Consider the following 19,813-nt stretch of genomic DNA (forward strand, 5'->3'; position numbering starts at 1 on the left):
ATGAATTTCTCTTTGCATACAGTGGGCCGAGTGGCGGCCGTAGTACTTACACTTGGCCTTGGGCTCCCAGAGGCTGGCGTAGCGCAGAATGCGCCAGCGGCAGCAGGGGAGGAACCTAAGCGCTACGAGCTAGGGGGCATCACGATTAGTGGAGCTCGTTATCTTGATTCCAATACACTTATTGGCCTAACCGGCCTTCGCATCGGCGACCCTATCTCGGTGCCCGGTGAGGAAATAGGAAAGGCAATCCGCAAGCTCTGGGATCAGGGCATTTTGGGCGATGTGAGCGTATCTATTACGCGCACGGATGGCAATCGTATTTTCTTAGATTTCAACTTGAAGGAACGTCCCCGGCTGTCGAAGTTCGAGTTTTCGGGCATCAGCAAAAGCCAGGGAGAAGACCTGACCAAGAAAATCAAGCTGATTCGGGGCAAGGTGGTGACGGATGCCTTGCTAAGCAACACGCGTACGCAGGTACGCAAGTTCTACACCAACAAAGGCTTCCTCGATGCTAAGGTGAACATCACCCAAGTACCGGACTCGAGCCTGTCGAATAGCGTGGTGCTGAAGATCAACGTCGAGAAAGGCGGCAAGATTAAAGTTCGCGACATTGCTTTCGAAGGCAATGAGGCCTTTAAAGACAGCAAGCTGAAGGGTAAGCTCAAGAAGACGAAAGAGAAGAAGTTTCCAAAGCTTCTAAACTCGGGCAAGTTTCAGCGCACCGAATTTGAGGAGGATAAGAAGAAGCTAATCGAGTTCTACAACGGCCAGGGATACCGTGACGCCGTTATCGTGTCAGATACCCTGGTGCGCACCGGCGATGCGCTAGCTTTGCGTATTCGGCTGGATGAAGGACCGAAGTACTATTTCCGCAACATCACCTGGGCAGGCAACTACCTCTACGACGACAAGACCCTCGCATCGGTTCTAGGTATCAAGGAAGGCAGCGTGTACAGCAAAGAAACGCTGGACAAACGCCTGAATTACAACCCCACAGGGCAGGATATCACTTCGCTCTACATGAACGATGGTTACCTGTTCTTCTCTATCGATCCGGTAGAAACCAAAGTGGAAGGCGACTCAATTGACATTGAGATGCGCATTACGGAGGGCGTGCAGGCGCGAATCAAGGAGATAAACATTGCTGGTAACACCAAGACCTCAGACCACGTACTGCGTCGCGAACTGCGCACTCTACCCGGCGACAAGTTCAACCGCGAATTGCTGATTCGCTCCCAGCGCGAAATAGCAACCTTGGGGTACTTCGACCCGGAAAAGGTAGGCATCAATCCCGTTCCTAACGCAGCTGACGGCACTGTGGATATCAACTACACAGTAGTTGAGAAACCATCCGACCAGATTACCCTGTCGGGTGGCTGGGGTGGTTACGCGGGCTTTATTGGGACGGTAGGCTTGGTGTTTAACAATTTCTCGTTGCGCAAAGCCGGCGACTTCCGCAACTGGACGCCCGTGCCAGCTGGCGATGGTCAGCGCTTGTCGCTTAATGTACAAGCCAACGGAACTCAGTATCAGGCGTACTCCATCTCCTTTACTGAGCCCTGGTTGGGTGGCCGCAAGCCTAACTCTTTCTCTTTCAGCCTGAACAAGAGCATCCAGCGCGTAGGCACCAGCTTCGACGCGAATTCTGAGCAATCAATTAAGGTGAACAGCGCGGCTATAAGCTTAGGCCGCCGCCTGCGCTGGCCTGATGACTATTTCACGCTTAGCAACTCGCTGTCCGTAAGCCAGTACAAGCTGAAAAACTATCCTTACTTCCAGAATTTCAGCAACGGCAACGCCAACAACATCACGTTCAATACGACGTTGTCGCGCAACAGCATCGACAACCCAACTTACACGCGGCGGGGCTCTTCGCTGGCGTTGAGTGTGAACCTGACTCCGCCGTATTCCGCTTTTGCAGGGGCGCATCCTAACGTAAATGAGTGGGTGGAATTTCACAAGTGGATGTTCGACGCATCGTGGTTTACACCCATTGTGGGCAAGCTGGTGCTGAACACCCGGGCTCACTTTGGCTACATCGGCACCTATAATAACTCCCGCGATATCGGCCCATTTGAGCGATTTAAGCTCGGTGGTTCGGGTCTGGCCGCTGGTGGTGGTGGCAACTTCCTAGTGGGCACCGAATACATTGGCCTCCGTGGCTATGCCGACCCGAACGACCCGAATGCGCTGCCAACGGCCCAATCGGGACAGAGTGGTGGGGTGGCCTACAATAAATTTGTGATGGAAATGCGCTATCCGGTGTCGCTGAACCCAGCCGCTACGGTTTATGTTCTAAGCTTCGCCGAGGCTGGTAATGCATTCAATACCTACACGGAATACAACCCCTATAAATTGTATCGTTCTGCTGGTTTCGGGGCCCGAATTTTCATGTCGGCATTTGGTTTGTTAGGGTTTGATTATGGTCGGGCATTCGACACCGTTCCGCGTAACGGATCCAACGCGACGAGTGCCCAGGACCGCAATCAGTTTCACTTTATCATCGGCCAGCAGATACGCTAACCACGGCGGCGGGCCAGCTTCACCTTTTTGCACCCTATGAAAAAACTGCTCTCCGCACTGGCTACGGCGCTGGTGCTCCTACTAGCCACGGGTTCCACAGCCTCCGCCCAAAAGTTTGGCTACGTGGATTCCGAGTTTATCATGAGCAAAATGCCCGCCTACGCTCAGGCCCAGACAGAATTGAACACGTTGTCGCAGAACTGGCAGAAAGATATCGAGAGCCAGAAGAAAGACCTCGACAAGTTGTATCGTACTTACCAGGCCGAGGAAGTGCTGCTGACGGAGCCGATGAAGAAAAAGCGTCAGGACGAAATCCTGAAGAAAGAGCAAGACATCAAAACCTATCAAAACAAGATTTTCGGCTACGAAGGCCAACTATTCAAAAAACGGCAGGAGCTAACCAAGCCAGTGCAGGACCAAGTGTTCGAAGCCGTTGAGAAAGTGGCCAAGAAAAAGCAGTTGGCTATCATGTTCGATAAGTCTGGTGACTTGACCATGCTCTACACCAACCCGGTGCACGACTACACCGAGTTCGTAATGGAAGAGCTAGGTCTTGCCTCGGCAGAGCGCAACCAGCCCGGCCAGAAAGGTGCCGTTAAAACCGTAACGACGCCCAAAACGCCGGCTGGCGACGAAGCCGAGGTAGATAACGAGAAGAGTGCCAACAAGGCGGCTCCTCGTACCGCACGCCCAGCCGGGCGAAAAAACTAACTTTGTAACTCAAACCATCTCAGACGTTTCCTTTTGATGACCACCATGAACATGTTCCGCGTTGCGTTGGCTGCGGCCGCCCTCACTTTCACTTCGGCGACGGTTGCGTTGGCGCAGGCTCCCACGACAGCCACGGCGGCGCCGACTACTAGCAATAGTGGCCCGTTGAAAATCGGCTATACCAGCGTGGAATACGTGCTGAGCCAGATGCCCGAAAGCAAGCAGATTGAATCGGACCTGAAAGCATTCAGCACCCAGCTGGAAAACCAGCTGAAAAGCAAATACCAGGAGTATCAAACCAAAGCCGAAGCCTATCAAAAAGGGTCTTCGACGATGACGGATGTAGTGCGCGCCGACAAGGAGAAGGAGCTGACCAACATGCAGCAGTCCATCCAGGAATTTCAGCGTAGCGCCGACCAGAGCCTCCAGCAGAAGCAGCAAACCCTGCTGAAGCCGGCCCTGGACAAGCTGCAAAAGACGATTGACCAGGTAGCCAACGAAAATGGCTACACCTATGTGCTAAACTCGGATGGCGCTAGCCCCGTGCTCCTACACGGCCCGAAGGATGGCGACATTTCAGACCTGGTGTTGAAGAAGATGGGCGTAACTCCTGGCGCGGCCAATGCCGCCCCAAAAGCTACCACCCCAGCCACAACACCGGCACCCGCTGCTACAACGGCTGGCAAGACGAAGACGAAAACGAAAAAATAAGCCTTTGTGGCTTCATTTATCGGCTAGTGAAGCCGGAGCTTAGTGCTCCGGCTTCCTTGTTTATAAGCAGGCCCTTCGTGGCCACAGGACTCTCTACTGCATGGCCTTCCCTGACCCACACGACGAAAAACCACCTTTCCCCAATAATCTGCCCCAACGTGAGGAAGGCGATGTAGAGGAAGGTGACGAGTTGTATGAGCACCACCGTATTCGGGCCGACCGGGGCCAGGAACTGCTGCGCCTCGACAAGTTCCTGCTGAACCGGCTGCCCAACGCCTCACGCACTAAAATCCAGAACGCCATAAAGGCGGAAGCTGTGCAGGTAAATGAACGGGCCGCCAAGTCGAACTACCGCGTGAAGCCCGGCGACGTTATCACTATTACGCTGCCGGAGCCGCCTCGGGAGTTTAAAGTGGTACCGGAGCCTATGGACCTCGATATTCGCTACGAGGACGAAGCGCTGCTGCTCGTGAACAAGCCGGCTGGTATGGTGGTGCATCCGGCTTTCGGAAACTGGCAAGGCACCTTAGTCAATGGCTTAGCTTACCATCTTAATAACTTGCCTACCGGACGCAATGGTGAAATTCGCCCGGGCCTTGTGCATCGCATCGACAAAGACACGTCGGGGCTGCTGGTGATTGGCAAGACGGAATGGGCAATGACGCATCTGTCGCAGCAATTTTTTCATCATACCATCGAGCGTACTTACCTGGCGCTAGTGTGGGGTATACCAAAAGAGCCGCAAGGCACTATTCGCAGCAACATAGGCCGCAGCCTGAAAGACCGGAAAGTGCAGGCCGTATATCCCGAGGGTGACCAAGGCAAACATGCCGTAACGCACTATAAGGTATTGCGCACTTTTGGCTATGTGGCGTTACTCCAGTGCAACCTCGAAACCGGCCGCACGCACCAAATTCGGGTGCACATGAAGCACATCGGTCATCCTTTGTTTTCCGATGCTACGTATGGCGGCGACAAAGTGCTGTATGGCCAGCGTACCGGAACCTACAAGGCTTTCGTGGAAAAGGCTTTTGAGCTGATTCCTCGGCAGGCACTACACGCCAAATCATTAGGGTTTGTGCATCCAAACACCGGGGAGCATTTGCACTTCGAAGCTGAATTACCGCCCGACTTTACTGCCGTGCTAGCTCATTGGGAGCAGTACGCAGCTTAAGAACGAGGCTATCAATAAAAATGCCCACTGCTACAGCAGTGGGCATTTTTATTGATGAGCAATCCAAATTATTTCTTCTTTGGGGCAGCCTTAGGCGCCGCTTTAGAAGGAGCTTTCATCGAATTGAGCACCGAATTGGCGCTTTCGTTATTCGGGTCGAGGGCCAGCACTTCCTTGTAGTAAGGAGCTGCTGTAGCTTTTTCGCCCTTCTGGTAGTAGTAAAAACCCAGGTAGCTGTTCGCTTCTACTAAACCTTCCTTGTACTTCGCCGGATCAGCTTTGGCCAACTCAATGTACTTCTCGTAATACGGCTTGGCCAAACCTTGCTTGGAGTCTGGGTCCATGTAATAGTTGGCTTTGGCACGCATCAGATAGCCGGGTACGTAGGTAGGACGAGCTACCAGTACCGCGTTGTACAGGCTATCGGCTTTGTCATACTGCTTGTTGCCGCCGTACGCCACTGCCAAACGAATCTGGTCCGTCAGTTCGGGCGTGCCATCAGCCTTCATCTTAGCTTGGTAGGCTTTGATAGCAGCCGGATAGTTTTTAGCGAGCATATAGCTCTGCGCTAGCTCATTTTGCAGCTCGCCCGCTTTCTTGGGGTCAGCGGCAATGGCTTTTTGAATAGCTGCTGTGCCTTCGTCGCCGCGGCCGGCTTTGGCTAGCATCTTGCCGTAGTACACGTAGTCTTCGGTAATGAGCTTGTCGGCGGGCACCAGCTTCATGTAAGTCTCCATGGTAGTCAGCGCCTCCGCATTCTTGCCGGTTTCGAACAAGGAATAAGCCTTCAGGCGGTTCATCGTAACGTTCTTCGGGTCACGAGCCAACACCTTTTCCACTTCTGCCAGAGCCTCCGGGTACTTCTTAGTCAGGAACAGGAAGGAAGCATATTTAGCATCGGTTCCGGGCGATTTTTCGGCTACGCTCAGGTATTTCTGGAACGTTGCTAAGGCCTCGTCGTACTTGCCGGCGTAGAAATACGTTTCCGCCAGAGCGTTATAGGCAGGAGCGTAGTTTGCGTCGAGGCTGATGGCCTTCTCGAAAGAAGTCCGGGCATCGTTGTAGTTGCGCGAACGAACGTTCAGTTCGCCTTTGCGGAAATTAGCTAGGGCGCTGTTCGGATCAGCCAGAGCTGCACGCTCGTAGCTGTTCATCGCCTCGCCACCGCCGCTTTCGGCTTTAGCATAAATGTCGCCACGAGCAACCATCAAGGCAGCGTCGTCCTTGTTCTTGTTCAGTTTGTGCGCGGCATCTACGTACGTGAGGCCTTTCGAAGCGTCCTTCAAATCCGACTCGCCATACGCCTGAGCAATCATCGTGTACACCTTCGGGTCTTTGCTCTTGCTGGCTTTTACGGCGTTATCGAACTGCACCTGCGCCTCGGTGGCTTTGCCCTGTGCCAAAGCAGCACGGCCAGCCGCCACCATCGTCATCGGGTTCTTCGGATCGAGGCTGATACGGTTGAAATAATAAGCCGCCGAATCGGGCATATCGCGCATCTGGTACAGACGGCCTAATTCAAACGAAGCTTCTGGCGATTGGCCTTGGCGGAGCAGCGCCGCGCGAGCTTCGCTGTAGCGCTCTAGTTCAATAGATTTCTGAGGTGTCTGCTGGGCAAAAGCGGCAGAGCCGGAAACTGACAAGGCAACGAGGAACGAAATATTCCAGGGCTTGAAGTTCATGAGCATTGGGTTGGTGAAAAATGGTGTGTTTGTGGAAAGGAATAGGCCTACTGCTTCGTGGTGGTCACGATGCGCGTTTGCCCGGTGGCCGGCATTAGTCCTGATTTCAAGACGATAAGCTGGCCTTTGGTACCGGCTACGAAGGAGGCAAAACCGGTGCCAAGACCGGCCCGCCCTTCGCGGCTGATGATGTAGACGTCGCGGCGCAGCGGATAAGTTTTCAGCGCCAGGTACGCCTGGTAGGGTTGGAGGTACTCGTCGGCCGAAGCCGGATTGTCGGACTTGCTAATGCCAGCCACGCGCACGCGCTTTAGAAAACGCAGTACGGCGCTATCGTCCCGGTCGCTGATCCAGTTAGCGCCTACAATTCCGATGGCGTTCGGATGAGTTGCAACGTAATCCAGTAGTGCCGGGTTCGATTTGGCGGCAAATACCCTCTTCGTGAGGGCCGTACCGCGTGCAATAGAGTCTTGCACGTAGCGCGTAGTGCTGGAGCGGTTGGCATCAAATACCACATTAATCTGACCCAGCGAGTTCTTCGCATTTACCTGTTTCCAGTCTTGGCTCTGCCCCGTAAAAATGGCTTTAAGTTGCGCCATCGTTAGCAGAGAGTCAGGGTTGGAAGGGTGCACCACAATGGCCAGCCCGTCGGTGGCAATTTTGGTGGTTCGCGGAATGAGCTTCTGGCTTTCCAGCTTGGCCCGCTCCTCCTCATTCAACTGCCGAGCCAGCACAATAGCCCGCACCTTGCCATTTAGCAGATCCTGCGCTACATAGTCCTCCGCTTTATAAGCAGCATCTATGTGGGCGTAGGTGTACAACTTCTGAAAGGTGTCTACCTGGGATTTCAGAATGGGGGCAAAGGTTTCATCAACACTGATCTGGATGCGGCCACTGGTAGCCGTATCGTCGTCGGGGCCAGTGTTGGTACCGGGATTCTGATTACAACCAACCAGAAACAGGCCAATCATCAAAGAGCAGCCCAACTGACGCAGCTTAACGAATGGTACGGTCATGATCGGAGGGGGTGAACTGGAAATGTTGCCGATAGATACGGACAAATCTAATGATTCCGTAAAACACGAATACTCCGGCCAAAATACGGCGGGTAATAGTAGGCAGGTTCAGCATCTGCGGGGGCAGCAGCCACAGCGCTATTCCCATCCCGATGTAGACGAGCGTCATGAACACAAGAAAGTAGCGCAGGAGCCTATTGGAGCTAGTCTGGCCCAATCGTTCTTCCGTAGTAGGGCGGTTAATCATAGAGGGTGTGTCAGCGAAAAAGCGTGTCAAATCTATAACACGATTTTTTTTGCAGCTAGTTCGCCTAAACGTAGAAAGCACTATGTTATTGCCACCAAAAAAGTCAAAAGCCAGTTGGTTTAACGAAAACCAACTGGCTTTTGACTTCCTAAAAACCAATTCAGGCTTTTATCTACTTGTACTCAAACGTAATTGGTATGGTGTAGCGAACCGCAACAGTGCGCTTGTTTTGCTGGCCCGGTATCCAGGAAGGCATGTTTTTCACCACTTTGGCAGCCTCCTCATCGGTGCCATAGCCTAATCCTTTCAACACCTGCACATCTGCAATAGAACCGTCAGCTTGCACGGTGAATGACACAAAGACGCGGCCTTCAACGCCGTTGCGCAAAGCCTGCGGCGGGTAACGCAGGTTCTTCTGCATGTAGCGCATTAGAGCTTCGTTGCCACCTACGAATTGCGGCATTATTTCGGCTGCCAAGACAGGGGCTGGTGGAGCCGGGGTCTCAATTGCACCTCCAGTGTCGTCAGTACCTGGACCGTTACCGGGTCCATTGCCAGTTGGGCTCGTGTAAGGTCCTGTCGTCTCAGGCTGGTCATCAATTGGACCTACAGCGGGCGCAGTAGGTTGTTCTACTACCGGATCAACTGTTGTAGGGTTGGGTACTACTGTCGGTATTATTTTTTCTGGTGGAAGAGCTACAGTTCGCTTTGGAGCAGCGGCACCAGTACTTGACTTTGGTTGCTTGATGTCAAGGATGGCAGGATCAATAAGCACTACCTCCTCTTTGGGTAAATTTACTAGTGCAGCAGCCTCTGTTATTGTTGGGGACAGCCATTCTTTCACCAACGGGGCACTCACTAGCAGCAAGCTCAACGACACCGCAATGGCTAGGGCGCGAGCAAGATGTTGGTGGTAAAGCTGGCGCAGGATAAAGGCTCCGTAAGCCTTGTTGCGCCCCTCAAAGACTATGTCGTTGAGGCTGGCGGTACGCAGATCGAGGGTGCTCATAGGTATGTGGGCTAAAGGTGAAATGAATGCACGCTACGTATTACCCAAGCCCGGCTATATCTACACCACTTAGAAGACGCTCAGCGCCTGGCTTTCAATCAATAAACGGAAGCACATTTCTATATAGTATGCAAGACGTGTATTTATTTTTTACAAAAAAATCCCGCATCTGGTCTAAGCCAAATGCGGGATTTTGAGAGGATGAGACGGATGTCAGATCCGGGAGAACTTATTTGATAGCGAAGGTTACCGGTACGGTGTAGGATACGCTAACGGCCCGGCCGTTCTGCTTACCTGGTGCAAACTTCGGCAGGTTCTTGATTACGCGAGAAGCTTCTTCGTCGCAACCAGCTCCAATGCCTTTCTGCACTTTTACGTCCGTTACTTGTCCTTCTGGACCTACTACGAAGGCGATGAACACCTTACCCTCTACCTGGTTGCGCAAGGCAAGAGCGGGGTATTTGATGTTTTTGGCAATGTATTGCAGCAGGGCTTCTTGGCCACCAGGGAATACGGGCATTTGCTCCACGTACTGGTATACCTTCTGCTCTACCACTTCTTCTACCACCTTGTTGCCCTCACCTTCCAAGCCGTTCAAATCGAGCGGATTGTCGGTGTTGCCTTTCACGGTGACAGTTGACACTACCTTGTCTTCCAGTTCCTTCTGATCCGGAATCTCCTCCACTTTCCGTACTTCCTCATCTTTCTTCACGACCGGAGGCGTGAATTTGATGGTGGAAAGCTTCGGTGGCGGTGGTGGTGGCGCCTCGGGTGGCGGCGGGGGTGGTGGCGGCTTGGTTTGGTCCAGTGGAGGCGCATCCATCAGGACGTTTTCCTTCAGCATCTTGTCCTCTTCTATCACCTCGTTGTTGCTGAAGATCCGCGCGATGAGCGGAAAGCTTACGAGGAGGGAGAAGACAGCAACGGCGATGAGAAGGGCGCGCGTGACGTGCTTGTTGTACAAGCGCCGCAACACATACGCTCCGTAGGCCTTGTTCCGGCCTTCGAATACGATGTCGTTGAGGCTCGCGTGCGCGATTTGAGCGTTATCCATCATAGACCAGAAGATGTAATAAGTTCCTTGTCTGCCTTCGAGATGTCTACCAACGCATATTTCTTCTGGTCGGTTATATTCATCTCATCCAAAATATCCACCATGTTCTGGTAGTTAGACTTATCGTCGGGCTTGATCAGAATAACCGTTTTCGGGTTCTGACGCTGCCGGGCCAATAAGACTTTGCGGATCCCATCTGCCGAGTAATTGGAAAGTTTCAGCTCCGGCTTCACATCATTAGCCAAAAGACCTTCATAATAGTAAAGCTTGTCAGCTTCACCCATGATGATCGTGAAAGCATCAGAAGCCTTGATCTGCGACTGTTCCTCGGGGTTCTTTTCCTTTACAGGCATCGTCAGCTGCATTACGTTCGGCTTGTTGAACGTCGTTGTCAGCATAAAGAAGGTGAGGAGCAGGAAGGCCAAGTCCACCATCGGGGTCATGTCGATTTTGGTCGACATTTTCTTGGCCCGCTTCTTCCCACCTTTCCCGGAGTCGGCCTGTTGTTGTATTTCTGCCATGACGCTACGGGTTTAACGACTCACTACTGGCTTGTTCTCCAGGTCAGTGATGAGGTTGAAACGGTTGATGTTTTTGTTCTGCATCAGCTGAATGACACGCTTCACCGTGGCTACATCCGCATCGTTATCGCCTTTGATAGCAATGAATGTGGGTTTGCCGATTGCTTCTTGGTTGGCTTTGCGGGCTTCCGTAATCCAGTCCATCAGCTGCACCGTATCGGTGGCCGATAGCAGACCGGGCTGCTTTACTTCCTTGCGTTGCTCAGTGGACAAGTTCAGCAAAGAGCCGAGCTGCTGCACGGGCACTCCAAAGCTGTTGAGACCGTTAAAGGCGTTCTTCTGCTTCTGCGTGAATGTGACGCCGTATTTGGCAGCCATCTTATCGAGCAGCAGCGGCTTGGCCTTTTCACTTTCCAAGCCAAAGAATACGCGCTTGTCTTTGTCGATCAGCAGACGGATGATGTTGCTTTCCGGTAGCTTAATCTCCGACGTAGAGGAAGGTGTGTCAACCACCACCACTTCCTCGGGCGAGAACTTGGTGGTAAGCATGAAGAAGGTCACCAGCAGGAATGCCAGGTCCACCATCGGGGTCATATCCAGCGAGGGGCCAGTTCTATGGGGCTTTACTTTAGGCATTTCGAGCGTGGTTAATGAATATTCAGAAAAACGAAACTAGTGCGTCCTTATTGCGTGAACCGCAACTTAGGCCGTGTAAGTTTCCGTTTCGCCGTGCTGAGCGGCAAAAGTCTGAATGATGCTGAAGCCAGCTTCGTCGATGCTGTAGGTCAGCTCGTCAATCTTGCTGGTGAAGTAGTTGTAGGCCACGATGGCGATAGCCGAGCCCGCGATACCAATAGCCGTGTTGATAAGGGCTTCCGAAATACCTTCAGCCAGAGCTACGGCGTCAGGGTTACCAGCTTGGGCCAGTGCCGAGAAGGCCTTGATCATGCCGAACACCGTACCTAGCAGACCTACCAGCGTCGATACCGAAGCAATGGTGGAGAGGATAACGAGGTTCTTTTCCAGCATGGGCAACTCCAGGGTAGTCGATTCCTCGATTTCCTTCTGGATGGCCAAGATCTTCTGGTCTTTGTCGAGGCCACGCTCGCGAGCCATCTCCTGGTACTTCAGCAGGCCTGACTTCACTACGGCGGCTACCGAGCCCTTCTGCTGGTCGCAGGCGGCAATAGCACCGGTGATGTCGTTCACGTTCAGCTTCTGACGCACAGTGCGTACGAAGCTTTCGATGCCCTTGGTGCCTTTGGCTTTGCTAATGGTCAGGAAGCGCTCAATCGAGAACGTCAGTACCATCAGAAACAACGACATCAGGATGGGTACGATTACGCCCCCTTTGTACACGGTACCAAGGTAATTACCTGGCAGTGCCGCGTTGGCATTGTTGCCACCTACAAAGTTGCTGCCGTTACCTAGCACGAAAATGAAGATGATAATGCTAACAACGAATGCTAGCGGAATCACGATAGCGGCAAACGCGGATCCGCCTTTCGCCTCACCCTGGGGCGCGGCAGGAGCGGCAGGCCGCACGTTCTTGTTCATGGCATTCTTTTGTTCCATTGTTCCGGAGAATTAGGGGGTTGGTGTTGAAAGGTAAACTGGTGGTAAAAGGGTAAAAGAACGGCGAACAGGCGTAAAGACAACGGTGCCCCGCTCACCCGCACGCCTTGCTAAGGCAAAAATCGTGGGTCTGCTCGTGTGCGGGGCTCGTCTGAATCTTTAGACTATCCTTGGCAAACCTAATTAAAAAATTGGAGTGTCGCCAAATGAAATCGGGGTTTAAACGCTTTAGGACAAGAAGAGACTCGAAAAAAGGCTATTTCTCACTTTGAGTCTGGTCAGAAGCAGGCAGTTGTTTTTTGGCTTGTTCCCAGTATACATCCATTTGAGCTAATGTTAGGTCGCGTAGCTGGTAACCATCACGTGTAGCTTCGGTTTCAAGATACTGGAAACGATGAATGAATTTACGGTTGGTGCGTTCGAGAGCTTCTTCGGGGTTGATACCAGCGTGACGAGCGAAGTTGATGAGCGAAAAAAGCAGGTCTCCAAATTCGGCCGCGGCCCGTTCGGCGTTGATGGCGGCCGGGTCGGCGTGCGCGAACTCAGCGCCAAACTCGCCGAGTTCTTCCTGCACTTTCTCCCACACCTGCTCTGGCCGTTCCCAGTCGAAGCCCGCACCGCGCGCTTTCTCCTGAATACGCATCGCCTTCACAAGGGCAGGCAGCGAACTAGGTACGCCGCCGAGCACCGACGTGTTGCCTTTCTCTTTGAGTTTAAGCTGCTCCCAATTCCTTTTGACGTCTTCCTCACTCTCTGCCTGCACATCGCCGTAGATGTGCGGGTGGCGGAAAATAAGCTTCTCACACTGCGCGTTCAGCACATCAGCCACATCGAAATGACCCGTTTCGGAAGCTATTTTGGCGTAGAAAATCAAATGCAAAAACACATCACCAAGTTCCTTCTTTAGATCCGGCAGATCGTGGCGAATGATGGCGTCGCTGAGTTCGTAGGTTTCTTCTATGGTTAGGTGACGCAAACTTTCCAGGGTTTGTTTACGGTCCCAGGGGCATTCGGCGCGCAGGCGGTCCAGCACGTCGAGCAGACGGCTAAAGGCGGCTAATTGCGCGGGGCGACGGTCGGGCGTGTTGTATTCCATTGTTTCAAATATAGTACGGCCTTCCACACTCTAAGTATAGAACAGCAGCCTATTAAGAAGATACAAGGCATTGTAAGCACGACAGTAAAGGGTGGTAAAATTCTTTCCATAGCGAAAGCAGGGGCGTTTCTCTACTTTTGCCAATTCAAAAAAACAGACTTGCTTGTGGCACTGATTAAATCCATTTCGGGCATTCGAGGTACCATTGGCGGCGCGGCCGGCGAAGGACTGACGCCCATCGACATAGTAAAGTACGCCGCGGCTTTTGGTACCTGGGTGTTGCATACCACGCAGAACAACACTATCGTCATTGGGCGCGATGCGCGCATCTCGGGCGAGATGGTGAGCAAACTGGTGGCGGCCACGCTGCAAGGGCTCGGCATCGATGTGGTAGATCTGGGTCTGAGCACCACGCCAACCGTGGAAATGGCCGTGCCCGCCAAAAAAGCCGGCGGCGGTATTATTCTGACTGCCTCGCACAATCCCAAGCAGTGGAACGCGCTGAAGCTGCTCAACAACAAAGGCGAGTTTATTTCCGACGAAGAGGGCAAGCAGGTGCTGACCCTCGGGGATTCGGAGTCGTTCAACTTCGCGCCGGTAACGAAGCTGGGCCAGTACAGCACCGACAACACCTTCCTGAAAAAGCATATCAAGGCTATCCTGGCGCTGCCGTTGGTAGATGCCGAAGCTATTCGGGCCAAAAATTTCCGGGTGGTAGTGGATGCCGTGAACAGCTCGGGCGGTTTTGCCGTGCCGATGCTGCTGGAGGCGCTTGGCGTGGAGAAGATCGAAAAGCTGTTCTGCGAGCCGACCGGCGACTTCGCCCACAACCCCGAGCCGCTGCCTGAGAACCTGCGCGACATTGCGCGGGTGATGGAAAAAGGCTCCTTCGACGTGGGCATTGTGGTGGACCCCGACGTGGACCGGCTGGCGCTAGTGAACGAGGACGGCACCATGTTTGGCGAAGAATACACGCTGGTAGCCGTGGCCGATTATGTGCTTCAGCGCAACGGCGGGGGCAATACCGTAAGCAACCTCAGCAGCACCCGCGCCCTGCGCGACGTGACCGAGAAGCAGGGCGGTACCTATGCTGCTGCCGCGGTGGGCGAGGTGAACGTGGTGACTAAGATGAAGGAAACCAACGCCGTGATTGGGGGTGAAGGCAATGGCGGCATCATTTACCCCGAACTGCACTACGGCCGCGACTCCCTCGTGGGCATCGCGCTATTCCTGAGCCACCTGGCCAAAACGGGCCTTACCATGACGCGCCTGCGGGCTTCGTACCCGAACTACTATATCTCAAAAAACAAGATCGAGCTGACGCCGGAAATCAACACCGACAAGGTGCTGGAGCAGATGGAGAAGCGCTACGCCAAGCAGCCCGTGAACACCATTGATGGCGTGAAAATAGAGTTTGACAAGGAGTGGGTGCACCTGCGCAAGTCGAACACGGAGCCCATTATCCGCATCTATGCCGAGTCGGACTCCAACGCCACGGCCGACCACCTGGCTAATAAAATCATTGCCGACATCAAGGAAATCATTTCGGTGAAAGCCTAGAGGGAGAAGTGAGACTGTGAGAGGCGAGAGGTAAGAATATGTGCCGCCTTTCTTATCACCAACTCTCGGTCTCACTTCTCATGTCTCACAGTCTTACTTCTCACAAATGACTATTTACTTCGATAACGCCGCTACTACGCCCCTGGATTCTGAAGTGCTGGATGCCATGCTGCCGTTTATGCGGGACCATTTCGGCAACCCCAGCAGCATTCATGGCCACGGCCGGCAGGTGCGGGCGGCCATCGAAAACGCGCGCAAAACCATTGCGCACCTCATTCATGCGGCGCCGGCGGAAATTGTGTTTACCTCATGCGGCACCGAAGCCGACAATTACGCCGCTTTCGGGAGCGTGCGGACGTTGGGGTTGAAGCACGCCATTACGTCGCCGCTGGAGCACCATGCGGTGCTGCATACGATGCAGGCCCTGGAAAAGAGCGGCGACATCAAGCTGAGCTACGTGCGCCACGATGCGCAGGGCCGCTTCGATCTGGCGCATCTGGACGAGTTGCTGGCCACGCACCCCCGCACGTTCGTGAGTCTGATGCAGGCCAACAACGAAATCGGCAACCTGAACGATATTGAGGCCATCGGCGACATCTGTGCCCGCCACAATGCCGTGTTTCACACCGACACGGTGCAGACGATGGGACACTACAAGCACGATGTGCAGCAGCTGAAAGCACACTTTTTGGTGGGCTCGGCGCACAAGTTTCACGGCCCGAAAGGCATTGGCTTCCTGTACCGCCGCTCGGGGCTGCTCGTGGATGCCCTGATTCACGGGGGCTCGCAGGAGCGCAACCAGCGCGCCGGCACCGAGAACGTGTACGGCATCGTGGGTTTGGCCAAGGCGTTGGAAATCTCCTACCGCGACATGGCCGACCACCAGCGCCACATTCAGGGCCTGAAAGACCGATTCATTGAAAAGCTGCGGGCCGAAATCGACGACGTGCAGTTCAACGGCACCTCGGCTGAGGCCGACCAGAGCCTGTACACGGTGCTCAGCGTAAGCTTGCCGCCTTCGTCCATTAACGAAATGCTGCTCTTCAACCTCGACATCAACCGTATCTCGGTATCTGGGGGCTCGGCGTGTACCAGCGGGGCGCAGGCCGGCTCGCACGTGCTGCAAGCCCTCGGCTGCGACCCTGACCGGGGTACTATCCGCTTCTCAATGAGCAAGTACAACACCGCCGATGAGGTGGACTACGCGGTAGAGCAGCTGGCCAAAATGTACCGCAAAGAGCCACTGAAAGTCTGAAGCTCGTCTTCGAGTTTCGAATGATGAAGACAGGATTTGAAACCTTGAAGCCGGGTGAGTTCCACGTGTGGGTGACCTACTTGGCGGTGAACGACTGCAATTACTACGGAGCGGTGCTAGCGGGCCACCAATGCTCATTCTGGGATGTACCGGGCATCTCCACATCTATCATGTTTGTCGGCATTCCAGGCGAAGTTCTTTTACCGGGCCAAACAAAGAAAGTACGGGCTTATGTGATTGATGCGGAGTATATAAAGAGAAAATTAGAGGCTGAAACTGTTTATTGGGGCCAGATCAGATGCCCTTTAGGAACCTTACATCTGTAAGATTCGCGTTTTGAGCGCGGCGGTAAGACGAGCCTGCTAATATGAGCCATCGGCACCGCCGCCGCCCGAGTGGCCGCCCCCGAACTCGAAGCCCGGAGTGGGAGCCTGGGGCGCCACGGCGGTTTCGGCTACCACCAAGGATTCCAGGTTGAAGGGCGGCGACTGTTCATCGTCGGGGAGGGAGGTGAGGCCGTGGCGGGCGGGGCGGAGGTAGCGCGTGGCCCAGATGGCCAGGGCCAGCAGTACGGTGCCGGCCAGCACGGCCGCAATTTCTGGGGGCATTAGGGCGCGGTAGTAGCGAAGCGTGGCCAGCGAAAGGGCCGCCGCTACCAGTCCCGTTAGGAGCCATATTCGGTCGGGGCGGCGCAGGGCGTGGGCTAAGTATCCTAGCGGAATGAGTGCCGTGAACACGTAAAAAAGCGGAGCAAAGGCAATTTGCGTCGATATGTATTCGCCACTGAGGGCCGCGTTTCCTTCCCGCACCACGTAGTAGTTGCCGCCCAGGTAGAAAGTGGCCAGGGTTAGAGCTTTGAGGAGCATGAGACAAGGCTTGTAGTACAGATAATCTGGGCGGCGGGTGAGGTGCCGCACCAGGCGGTAGACTCCGACTGAAACTAGCATTAGCACGAAAGGCAGCAGCAACCGGCCGTAGGAAACCTGCAACAGCAGATTGGTGATGAGCAGCAACGCCGTGAGGTAAGCGGCAGCGGCCACGAGCCGGTCGGCGTAGCGGATGGCGGCCCCTATGAACAGCACTAAAACCGGGGCTAGTACTAGGGGCGCATAAGGATTTGCCAGCGAGTCATTGTAGCGGAGAGACAGCGGAATAACGTCTTGGACGATATCGGCGATTAGCACTGAGGCCCAGCCCAGCGAGATATACAGCAGCGCATTATCAACGCCGGCGTGGTAGAGGCGCGAGTTGCGAATGAGTACCTCCAGCACTAGTAGACTACCGAGGGCGCACAAAAACGCGGGCACTCTGAAATAATGAAAGTCGGTTATCAGGAAGAGCAGACCCGCGGCTCCAAAGGCGCTTATGCAGGCAAAAAGGAATAGGCCCAAGCGTGAGAATAAGCCGGGTCGATAAAAATCGAGCGGGTAAGCCGCCTCTATGGTCTGCCGTTGCGCGGCCGAGAGCAGGCCACGCCGGTGCCAGCGTTTGGCGGCGGCCCGCATAGCTTCCTGCTGGCCCCAGGTGGAATTGTAGGCTTTCAAGTTCATGACAGACGCAGGATTTTCTTGCTGTTGAGAAAGAGCATCACCACTCCCACCGCCGAGGTCATGAAGTAGAGCATGACAACCATAACTTCCGCTATGTCATAGCTGTGGTCGATCAGGTTGAGAAATAAGTAAGTCACGGCGAAATAGGCGTACAAGGAGCCCATCAACAGAAATAAGTAGGACTGCCGATGCCGGGCATACCACACCAGTACCGCGCTCAGCGCCAGAATAAGTAATACCACCAGCCAATTAGGAAGTAAGTGCCTGGAAGCCGCGAACAGCGAGTTGCTATCGAACAACATGGTAGCCGCAGCTACCAGGGCGAGATTGGCTCCCAACGAAACGTATGTGAAGGCAAAGTGCCGTTTCAAGTGCTTGAAGTCGGAAAACAACCCCACGCCTGCCAACAGCAGCCCCAGGCCCACCCCAACGCTGCTGAAGCTGGCTTGATGGAAACTGTTGTCGGAGTAGGTAGCCAGCGGCGCGATGCTCACGCCCACCCACGAAGCCAGCGCCGTAATGGCCATGGCCAGCACGCCCCGGTGGTCGAAACGGTAAGCCAGCCCGAAGAACAGCACGGCGGGCAGCAGCGTGGCCAGCCCGGTGCGGCCCTCGGCGAAGAAAGTATCGAGGCCCAGAAACAGCAGGCAGCCGAGCAGCAGCACGTAGTCGGGCACGAAGCTGATGGGCGTGGTCTGCCCCCACGTGAAGGGCTGCCGACGGTATATCACATAGCCGAAGCTGGCCAGCATGAGCACGAACATGCCGGAGATGATTACCTCAAATCCGATATCATCGACGTGCTGGTAGAGCAGCACGCCGAGCCCACTCGTGAGCAGCAGAATGCCCAGATACAGCGCGGCCCGCAGTTCTTGGTGCAAGGAAAAAGGACGGGTTTGTTCGTCTTGCCGGATGGCATCGGCTTGCTCAGCCGGGAGCAGGCCCTGGGCCTGTAGTTCTTCTGCTAGTTGGGTGGGCGACATAGAAAACGAGGAATAATACCTGCGGCAGCTGAACAGAACTGTTGGGAGCCAGCTAACCGCCGTTAAACATAGCATTTTGCTAAGCGCAAACTAAACAATAGCGAAAGTAGCTACTCCTCGCACGGCGGTTTGTGGTAATAGAGCGGTTGTATTGGCTGGCGTCGGCAGTAGGGCAGTAGCGCCATAGCGCGAAGCTCCGGCTTCGCGTATCGTTGCTGATGTGTCAACGATTGTCGTTCAACGATGCGCGAAGCCGGAGCTTCGCGCTACGGCCCGTGCAGCAACCTCAAACTCGCTCTGAATTGTAAGGCCCTAACATTGAGTGATAGAAGCTGAATTGCAAAGATGTGCTGGGGTGCGCACGGTCTCATTACGCGGTACTCATGTCTCATTACTAAGATGGCGGGCGTATCGTATTTTGCCGGCCTTCGTATGGATTGCCCGAACCTTGCTTGCTACACTATGGCCGACATCAATATTCAACGCAAAAAATCTTCGCCGAGCCCCTGGCTGCTGGTGCTGCTGCTGTTGGCGGTGGCCGCCGCCGTAGCGTGGTATCTGCTGAGCCGCCCGCAAGAGCCCCAGGCCACTCAGGAGGCAGTCAGCACCACCGAAACGCCCCGCCCGCTGCCCGACAGCACCACCGGCGCCGAAACCGGCCCGCGCCCCACCGGCAACGAAGCCGTAGCCAACATGGCTTCCGAAGCCGCCCCCGTGACGCCGGAAGTACTGGCCGCTTTTGCGCAGGGTGACGCCACCCAGCCCACGTACGGCAGGGAAGGCTTGCGAATGCTGACTTCCGCCCTCGTGGACCTGGCCGACCGGGACGACCTGCGCGACACGGCCGTGGGAGAAAAGCGCGACGGCCTAACCAGCGCCACTTCCCGCCTCGACGAGCCCAACACCAGCCTGCGCCCCGGCTTGGTAGCCGCCGCTGGCTTGATGCAGGCCATGCAGCAGAAAGCCTATCCCAAACTCGAACCCGCCGTGGCGGAACTGGTCGGCCGCGCCACACAGCTCTCCGGCCGCAACGAAACTCCCACCGACCACCAGCAATTGCAGGATTTTTTCAGCCGGGCCGCCGAAATTGTGCGTACCCTCAGTGAGCCCGCCGCGTAAAGCCGGCACCTATATTCAGCAGCCTAC

The 19,813-nt window shown here is 54.7% G+C and carries 19 protein-coding genes and 1 pseudogene; 8 read left to right on the forward strand and 12 right to left on the reverse strand.

Going from position 1 to position 19,813, the window contains the following annotated elements:
- The 4 genes from bamA to ACYSMN_RS14795 all read left to right on the forward strand — a co-directional run bounded on the left by bamA (position 1) and on the right by ACYSMN_RS14795 (position 5,119).
- Positions 1–2,523 (forward strand): outer membrane protein assembly factor BamA, encoded by a 2,523-nt coding sequence (bamA, locus tag ACYSMN_RS14780; RefSeq protein WP_488924672.1) that lies wholly within the window; start codon positions 1–3, stop codon positions 2,521–2,523.
- A gap of 36 nt (positions 2,524–2,559) precedes the next feature.
- Positions 2,560–3,234 (forward strand): OmpH/Skp family outer membrane protein, encoded by a 675-nt coding sequence (locus ACYSMN_RS14785; RefSeq protein ID WP_488924673.1) that lies wholly within the window; start codon positions 2,560–2,562, stop codon positions 3,232–3,234.
- Positions 3,235–3,270: 36 nt separating this feature from the next.
- A complete protein-coding gene (locus ACYSMN_RS14790; RefSeq protein WP_488924674.1) occupies positions 3,271–3,945 on the forward strand; it encodes an OmpH/Skp family outer membrane protein in 675 nt (224 codons plus the stop codon).
- A 100-nt stretch (positions 3,946–4,045) separates the two neighbouring features.
- A complete protein-coding gene (locus ACYSMN_RS14795) occupies positions 4,046–5,119 on the forward strand; it encodes an RluA family pseudouridine synthase (protein ID WP_488924675.1) in 1,074 nt (357 codons plus the stop codon).
- A gap of 68 nt (positions 5,120–5,187) precedes the next feature.
- Here ACYSMN_RS14795 and ACYSMN_RS14800 read toward each other — a convergent pair whose 3' ends face one another.
- The 10 genes and pseudogenes from ACYSMN_RS14800 to mazG all read right to left on the reverse strand — a co-directional run bounded on the left by ACYSMN_RS14800 (position 5,188) and on the right by mazG (position 13,319).
- Positions 5,188–6,801 carry a tetratricopeptide repeat protein gene (locus tag ACYSMN_RS14800; protein ID WP_488924676.1) on the reverse strand — a complete coding sequence of 538 codons (1,614 nt, stop codon included), beginning with the start codon at positions 6,799–6,801 and terminating at the stop codon, positions 5,188–5,190.
- 47 nt (positions 6,802–6,848) lie between these two features.
- The gene (locus ACYSMN_RS14805) at positions 6,849–7,817 is read right to left on the reverse strand and encodes a PstS family phosphate ABC transporter substrate-binding protein (protein ID WP_488924677.1); all 969 of its coding nucleotides are present in this window, start codon (positions 7,815–7,817) and stop codon (positions 6,849–6,851) included.
- On the reverse strand, positions 7,798–8,064 hold the full coding sequence (locus tag ACYSMN_RS14810) for a hypothetical protein (RefSeq protein ID WP_488924678.1): 267 nt from the start codon (positions 8,062–8,064) through the stop codon (positions 7,798–7,800). Before ACYSMN_RS14810 ends, ACYSMN_RS14805 begins: the two co-directional genes overlap by 20 nt.
- 172 nt (positions 8,065–8,236) lie before the next feature.
- A complete protein-coding gene (locus ACYSMN_RS14815) occupies positions 8,237–8,542 on the reverse strand; it encodes an energy transducer TonB (protein ID WP_488924751.1) in 306 nt (101 codons plus the stop codon).
- A 375-nt stretch (positions 8,543–8,917) separates the two neighbouring features.
- Positions 8,918–9,073: pseudogene (locus tag ACYSMN_RS14820) on the reverse strand (energy transducer TonB); the annotation flags it as partial.
- 229 nt (positions 9,074–9,302) lie between these two features.
- Positions 9,303–10,130 (reverse strand): energy transducer TonB, encoded by an 828-nt coding sequence (locus ACYSMN_RS14825; RefSeq protein ID WP_488924679.1) that lies wholly within the window; start codon positions 10,128–10,130, stop codon positions 9,303–9,305.
- The gene (locus ACYSMN_RS14830) at positions 10,127–10,648 is read right to left on the reverse strand and encodes an ExbD/TolR family protein (protein ID WP_488924680.1); all 522 of its coding nucleotides are present in this window, start codon (positions 10,646–10,648) and stop codon (positions 10,127–10,129) included. The genes ACYSMN_RS14825 and ACYSMN_RS14830 overlap by 4 nt, the downstream gene beginning before the upstream one ends.
- 12 nt (positions 10,649–10,660) lie before the next feature.
- Positions 10,661–11,284, reverse strand: coding sequence for an ExbD/TolR family protein (locus ACYSMN_RS14835; RefSeq protein WP_488924681.1), 624 nt, complete (start codon positions 11,282–11,284; stop codon positions 10,661–10,663).
- A gap of 66 nt (positions 11,285–11,350) precedes the next feature.
- A complete protein-coding gene (locus ACYSMN_RS14840) occupies positions 11,351–12,223 on the reverse strand; it encodes a MotA/TolQ/ExbB proton channel family protein (protein ID WP_488924682.1) in 873 nt (290 codons plus the stop codon).
- 256 nt (positions 12,224–12,479) lie between these two features.
- Complete coding sequence (mazG, locus tag ACYSMN_RS14845; RefSeq protein WP_488924683.1) at positions 12,480–13,319, reverse strand: nucleoside triphosphate pyrophosphohydrolase; 840 nt, start codon at positions 13,317–13,319, stop codon at positions 12,480–12,482.
- A gap of 165 nt (positions 13,320–13,484) precedes the next feature.
- Here mazG and glmM point away from each other — a divergent pair, with 165 nt between their 5' ends.
- The 3 genes from glmM (at position 13,485) to ACYSMN_RS14860 (ending at position 16,460) form a co-directional block, all read left to right on the forward strand.
- A complete protein-coding gene (gene glmM / locus ACYSMN_RS14850; RefSeq protein ID WP_488924684.1) occupies positions 13,485–14,879 on the forward strand; it encodes a phosphoglucosamine mutase in 1,395 nt (464 codons plus the stop codon).
- 106 nt (positions 14,880–14,985) lie between these two features.
- Entirely contained in the window at positions 14,986–16,134 is a 1,149-nt protein-coding gene (locus ACYSMN_RS14855; protein ID WP_488924685.1) for a cysteine desulfurase family protein, read from the forward strand.
- 20 nt (positions 16,135–16,154) lie between these two features.
- Complete coding sequence (locus ACYSMN_RS14860) at positions 16,155–16,460, forward strand: hypothetical protein (RefSeq protein ID WP_488924686.1); 306 nt, start codon at positions 16,155–16,157, stop codon at positions 16,458–16,460.
- Positions 16,461–16,496: 36 nt separating this feature from the next.
- Here the strand turns inward: ACYSMN_RS14860 and ACYSMN_RS14865 are convergent, their stop codons facing one another.
- Both ACYSMN_RS14865 and ACYSMN_RS14870 read right to left on the reverse strand, forming a co-directional pair.
- Positions 16,497–17,684 (reverse strand): hypothetical protein, encoded by a 1,188-nt coding sequence (locus ACYSMN_RS14865; RefSeq protein ID WP_488924687.1) that lies wholly within the window; start codon positions 17,682–17,684, stop codon positions 16,497–16,499.
- Positions 17,681–18,667: a DUF2157 domain-containing protein gene (locus ACYSMN_RS14870; protein WP_488924688.1), complete on the reverse strand. Its 987-nt coding sequence runs from the start codon at positions 18,665–18,667 to the stop codon at positions 17,681–17,683. The genes ACYSMN_RS14865 and ACYSMN_RS14870 overlap by 4 nt, the downstream gene beginning before the upstream one ends.
- 462 nt (positions 18,668–19,129) lie before the next feature.
- Between ACYSMN_RS14870 and ACYSMN_RS14875 the strand changes: the two genes are divergently transcribed.
- Positions 19,130–19,786 carry a hypothetical protein gene (locus ACYSMN_RS14875; RefSeq protein WP_488924689.1) on the forward strand — a complete coding sequence of 219 codons (657 nt, stop codon included), beginning with the start codon at positions 19,130–19,132 and terminating at the stop codon, positions 19,784–19,786.
- Positions 19,787–19,813 lie beyond the last annotated feature (27 nt).

This window comes from Hymenobacter sp. M1-2 (assembly GCF_057808495.1).

Coding starts and splice junctions, on each gene's coding strand:
- bamA (WP_488924672.1), top strand. CDS start 1: ATGAATTTCTCTTTGCATACAGTGGGCCGAGTGGCGGCCGTAGTACTT.
- ACYSMN_RS14785 (WP_488924673.1), top strand. CDS start 2,560: ATGAAAAAACTGCTCTCCGCACTGGCTACGGCGCTGGTGCTCCTACTA.
- ACYSMN_RS14790 (WP_488924674.1), top strand. CDS start 3,271: ATGACCACCATGAACATGTTCCGCGTTGCGTTGGCTGCGGCCGCCCTC.
- ACYSMN_RS14795 (WP_488924675.1), top strand. CDS start 4,046: ATGGCCTTCCCTGACCCACACGACGAAAAACCACCTTTCCCCAATAAT.
- ACYSMN_RS14800 (WP_488924676.1), bottom strand. CDS start 6,801: ATGAACTTCAAGCCCTGGAATATTTCGTTCCTCGTTGCCTTGTCAGTT.
- ACYSMN_RS14805 (WP_488924677.1), bottom strand. CDS start 7,817: ATGACCGTACCATTCGTTAAGCTGCGTCAGTTGGGCTGCTCTTTGATG.
- ACYSMN_RS14810 (WP_488924678.1), bottom strand. CDS start 8,064: ATGATTAACCGCCCTACTACGGAAGAACGATTGGGCCAGACTAGCTCC.
- ACYSMN_RS14825 (WP_488924679.1), bottom strand. CDS start 10,130: ATGATGGATAACGCTCAAATCGCGCACGCGAGCCTCAACGACATCGTA.
- ACYSMN_RS14830 (WP_488924680.1), bottom strand. CDS start 10,648: ATGGCAGAAATACAACAACAGGCCGACTCCGGGAAAGGTGGGAAGAAG.
- ACYSMN_RS14835 (WP_488924681.1), bottom strand. CDS start 11,284: ATGCCTAAAGTAAAGCCCCATAGAACTGGCCCCTCGCTGGATATGACC.
- ACYSMN_RS14840 (WP_488924682.1), bottom strand. CDS start 12,223: ATGGAACAAAAGAATGCCATGAACAAGAACGTGCGGCCTGCCGCTCCT.
- mazG (WP_488924683.1), bottom strand. CDS start 13,319: ATGGAATACAACACGCCCGACCGTCGCCCCGCGCAATTAGCCGCCTTT.
- ACYSMN_RS14855 (WP_488924685.1), top strand. CDS start 14,986: ATGACTATTTACTTCGATAACGCCGCTACTACGCCCCTGGATTCTGAA.
- ACYSMN_RS14860 (WP_488924686.1), top strand. CDS start 16,155: ATGATGAAGACAGGATTTGAAACCTTGAAGCCGGGTGAGTTCCACGTG.
- ACYSMN_RS14865 (WP_488924687.1), bottom strand. CDS start 17,684: ATGAACTTGAAAGCCTACAATTCCACCTGGGGCCAGCAGGAAGCTATG.
- ACYSMN_RS14870 (WP_488924688.1), bottom strand. CDS start 18,667: ATGTCGCCCACCCAACTAGCAGAAGAACTACAGGCCCAGGGCCTGCTC.
- ACYSMN_RS14875 (WP_488924689.1), top strand. CDS start 19,130: ATGGCCGACATCAATATTCAACGCAAAAAATCTTCGCCGAGCCCCTGG.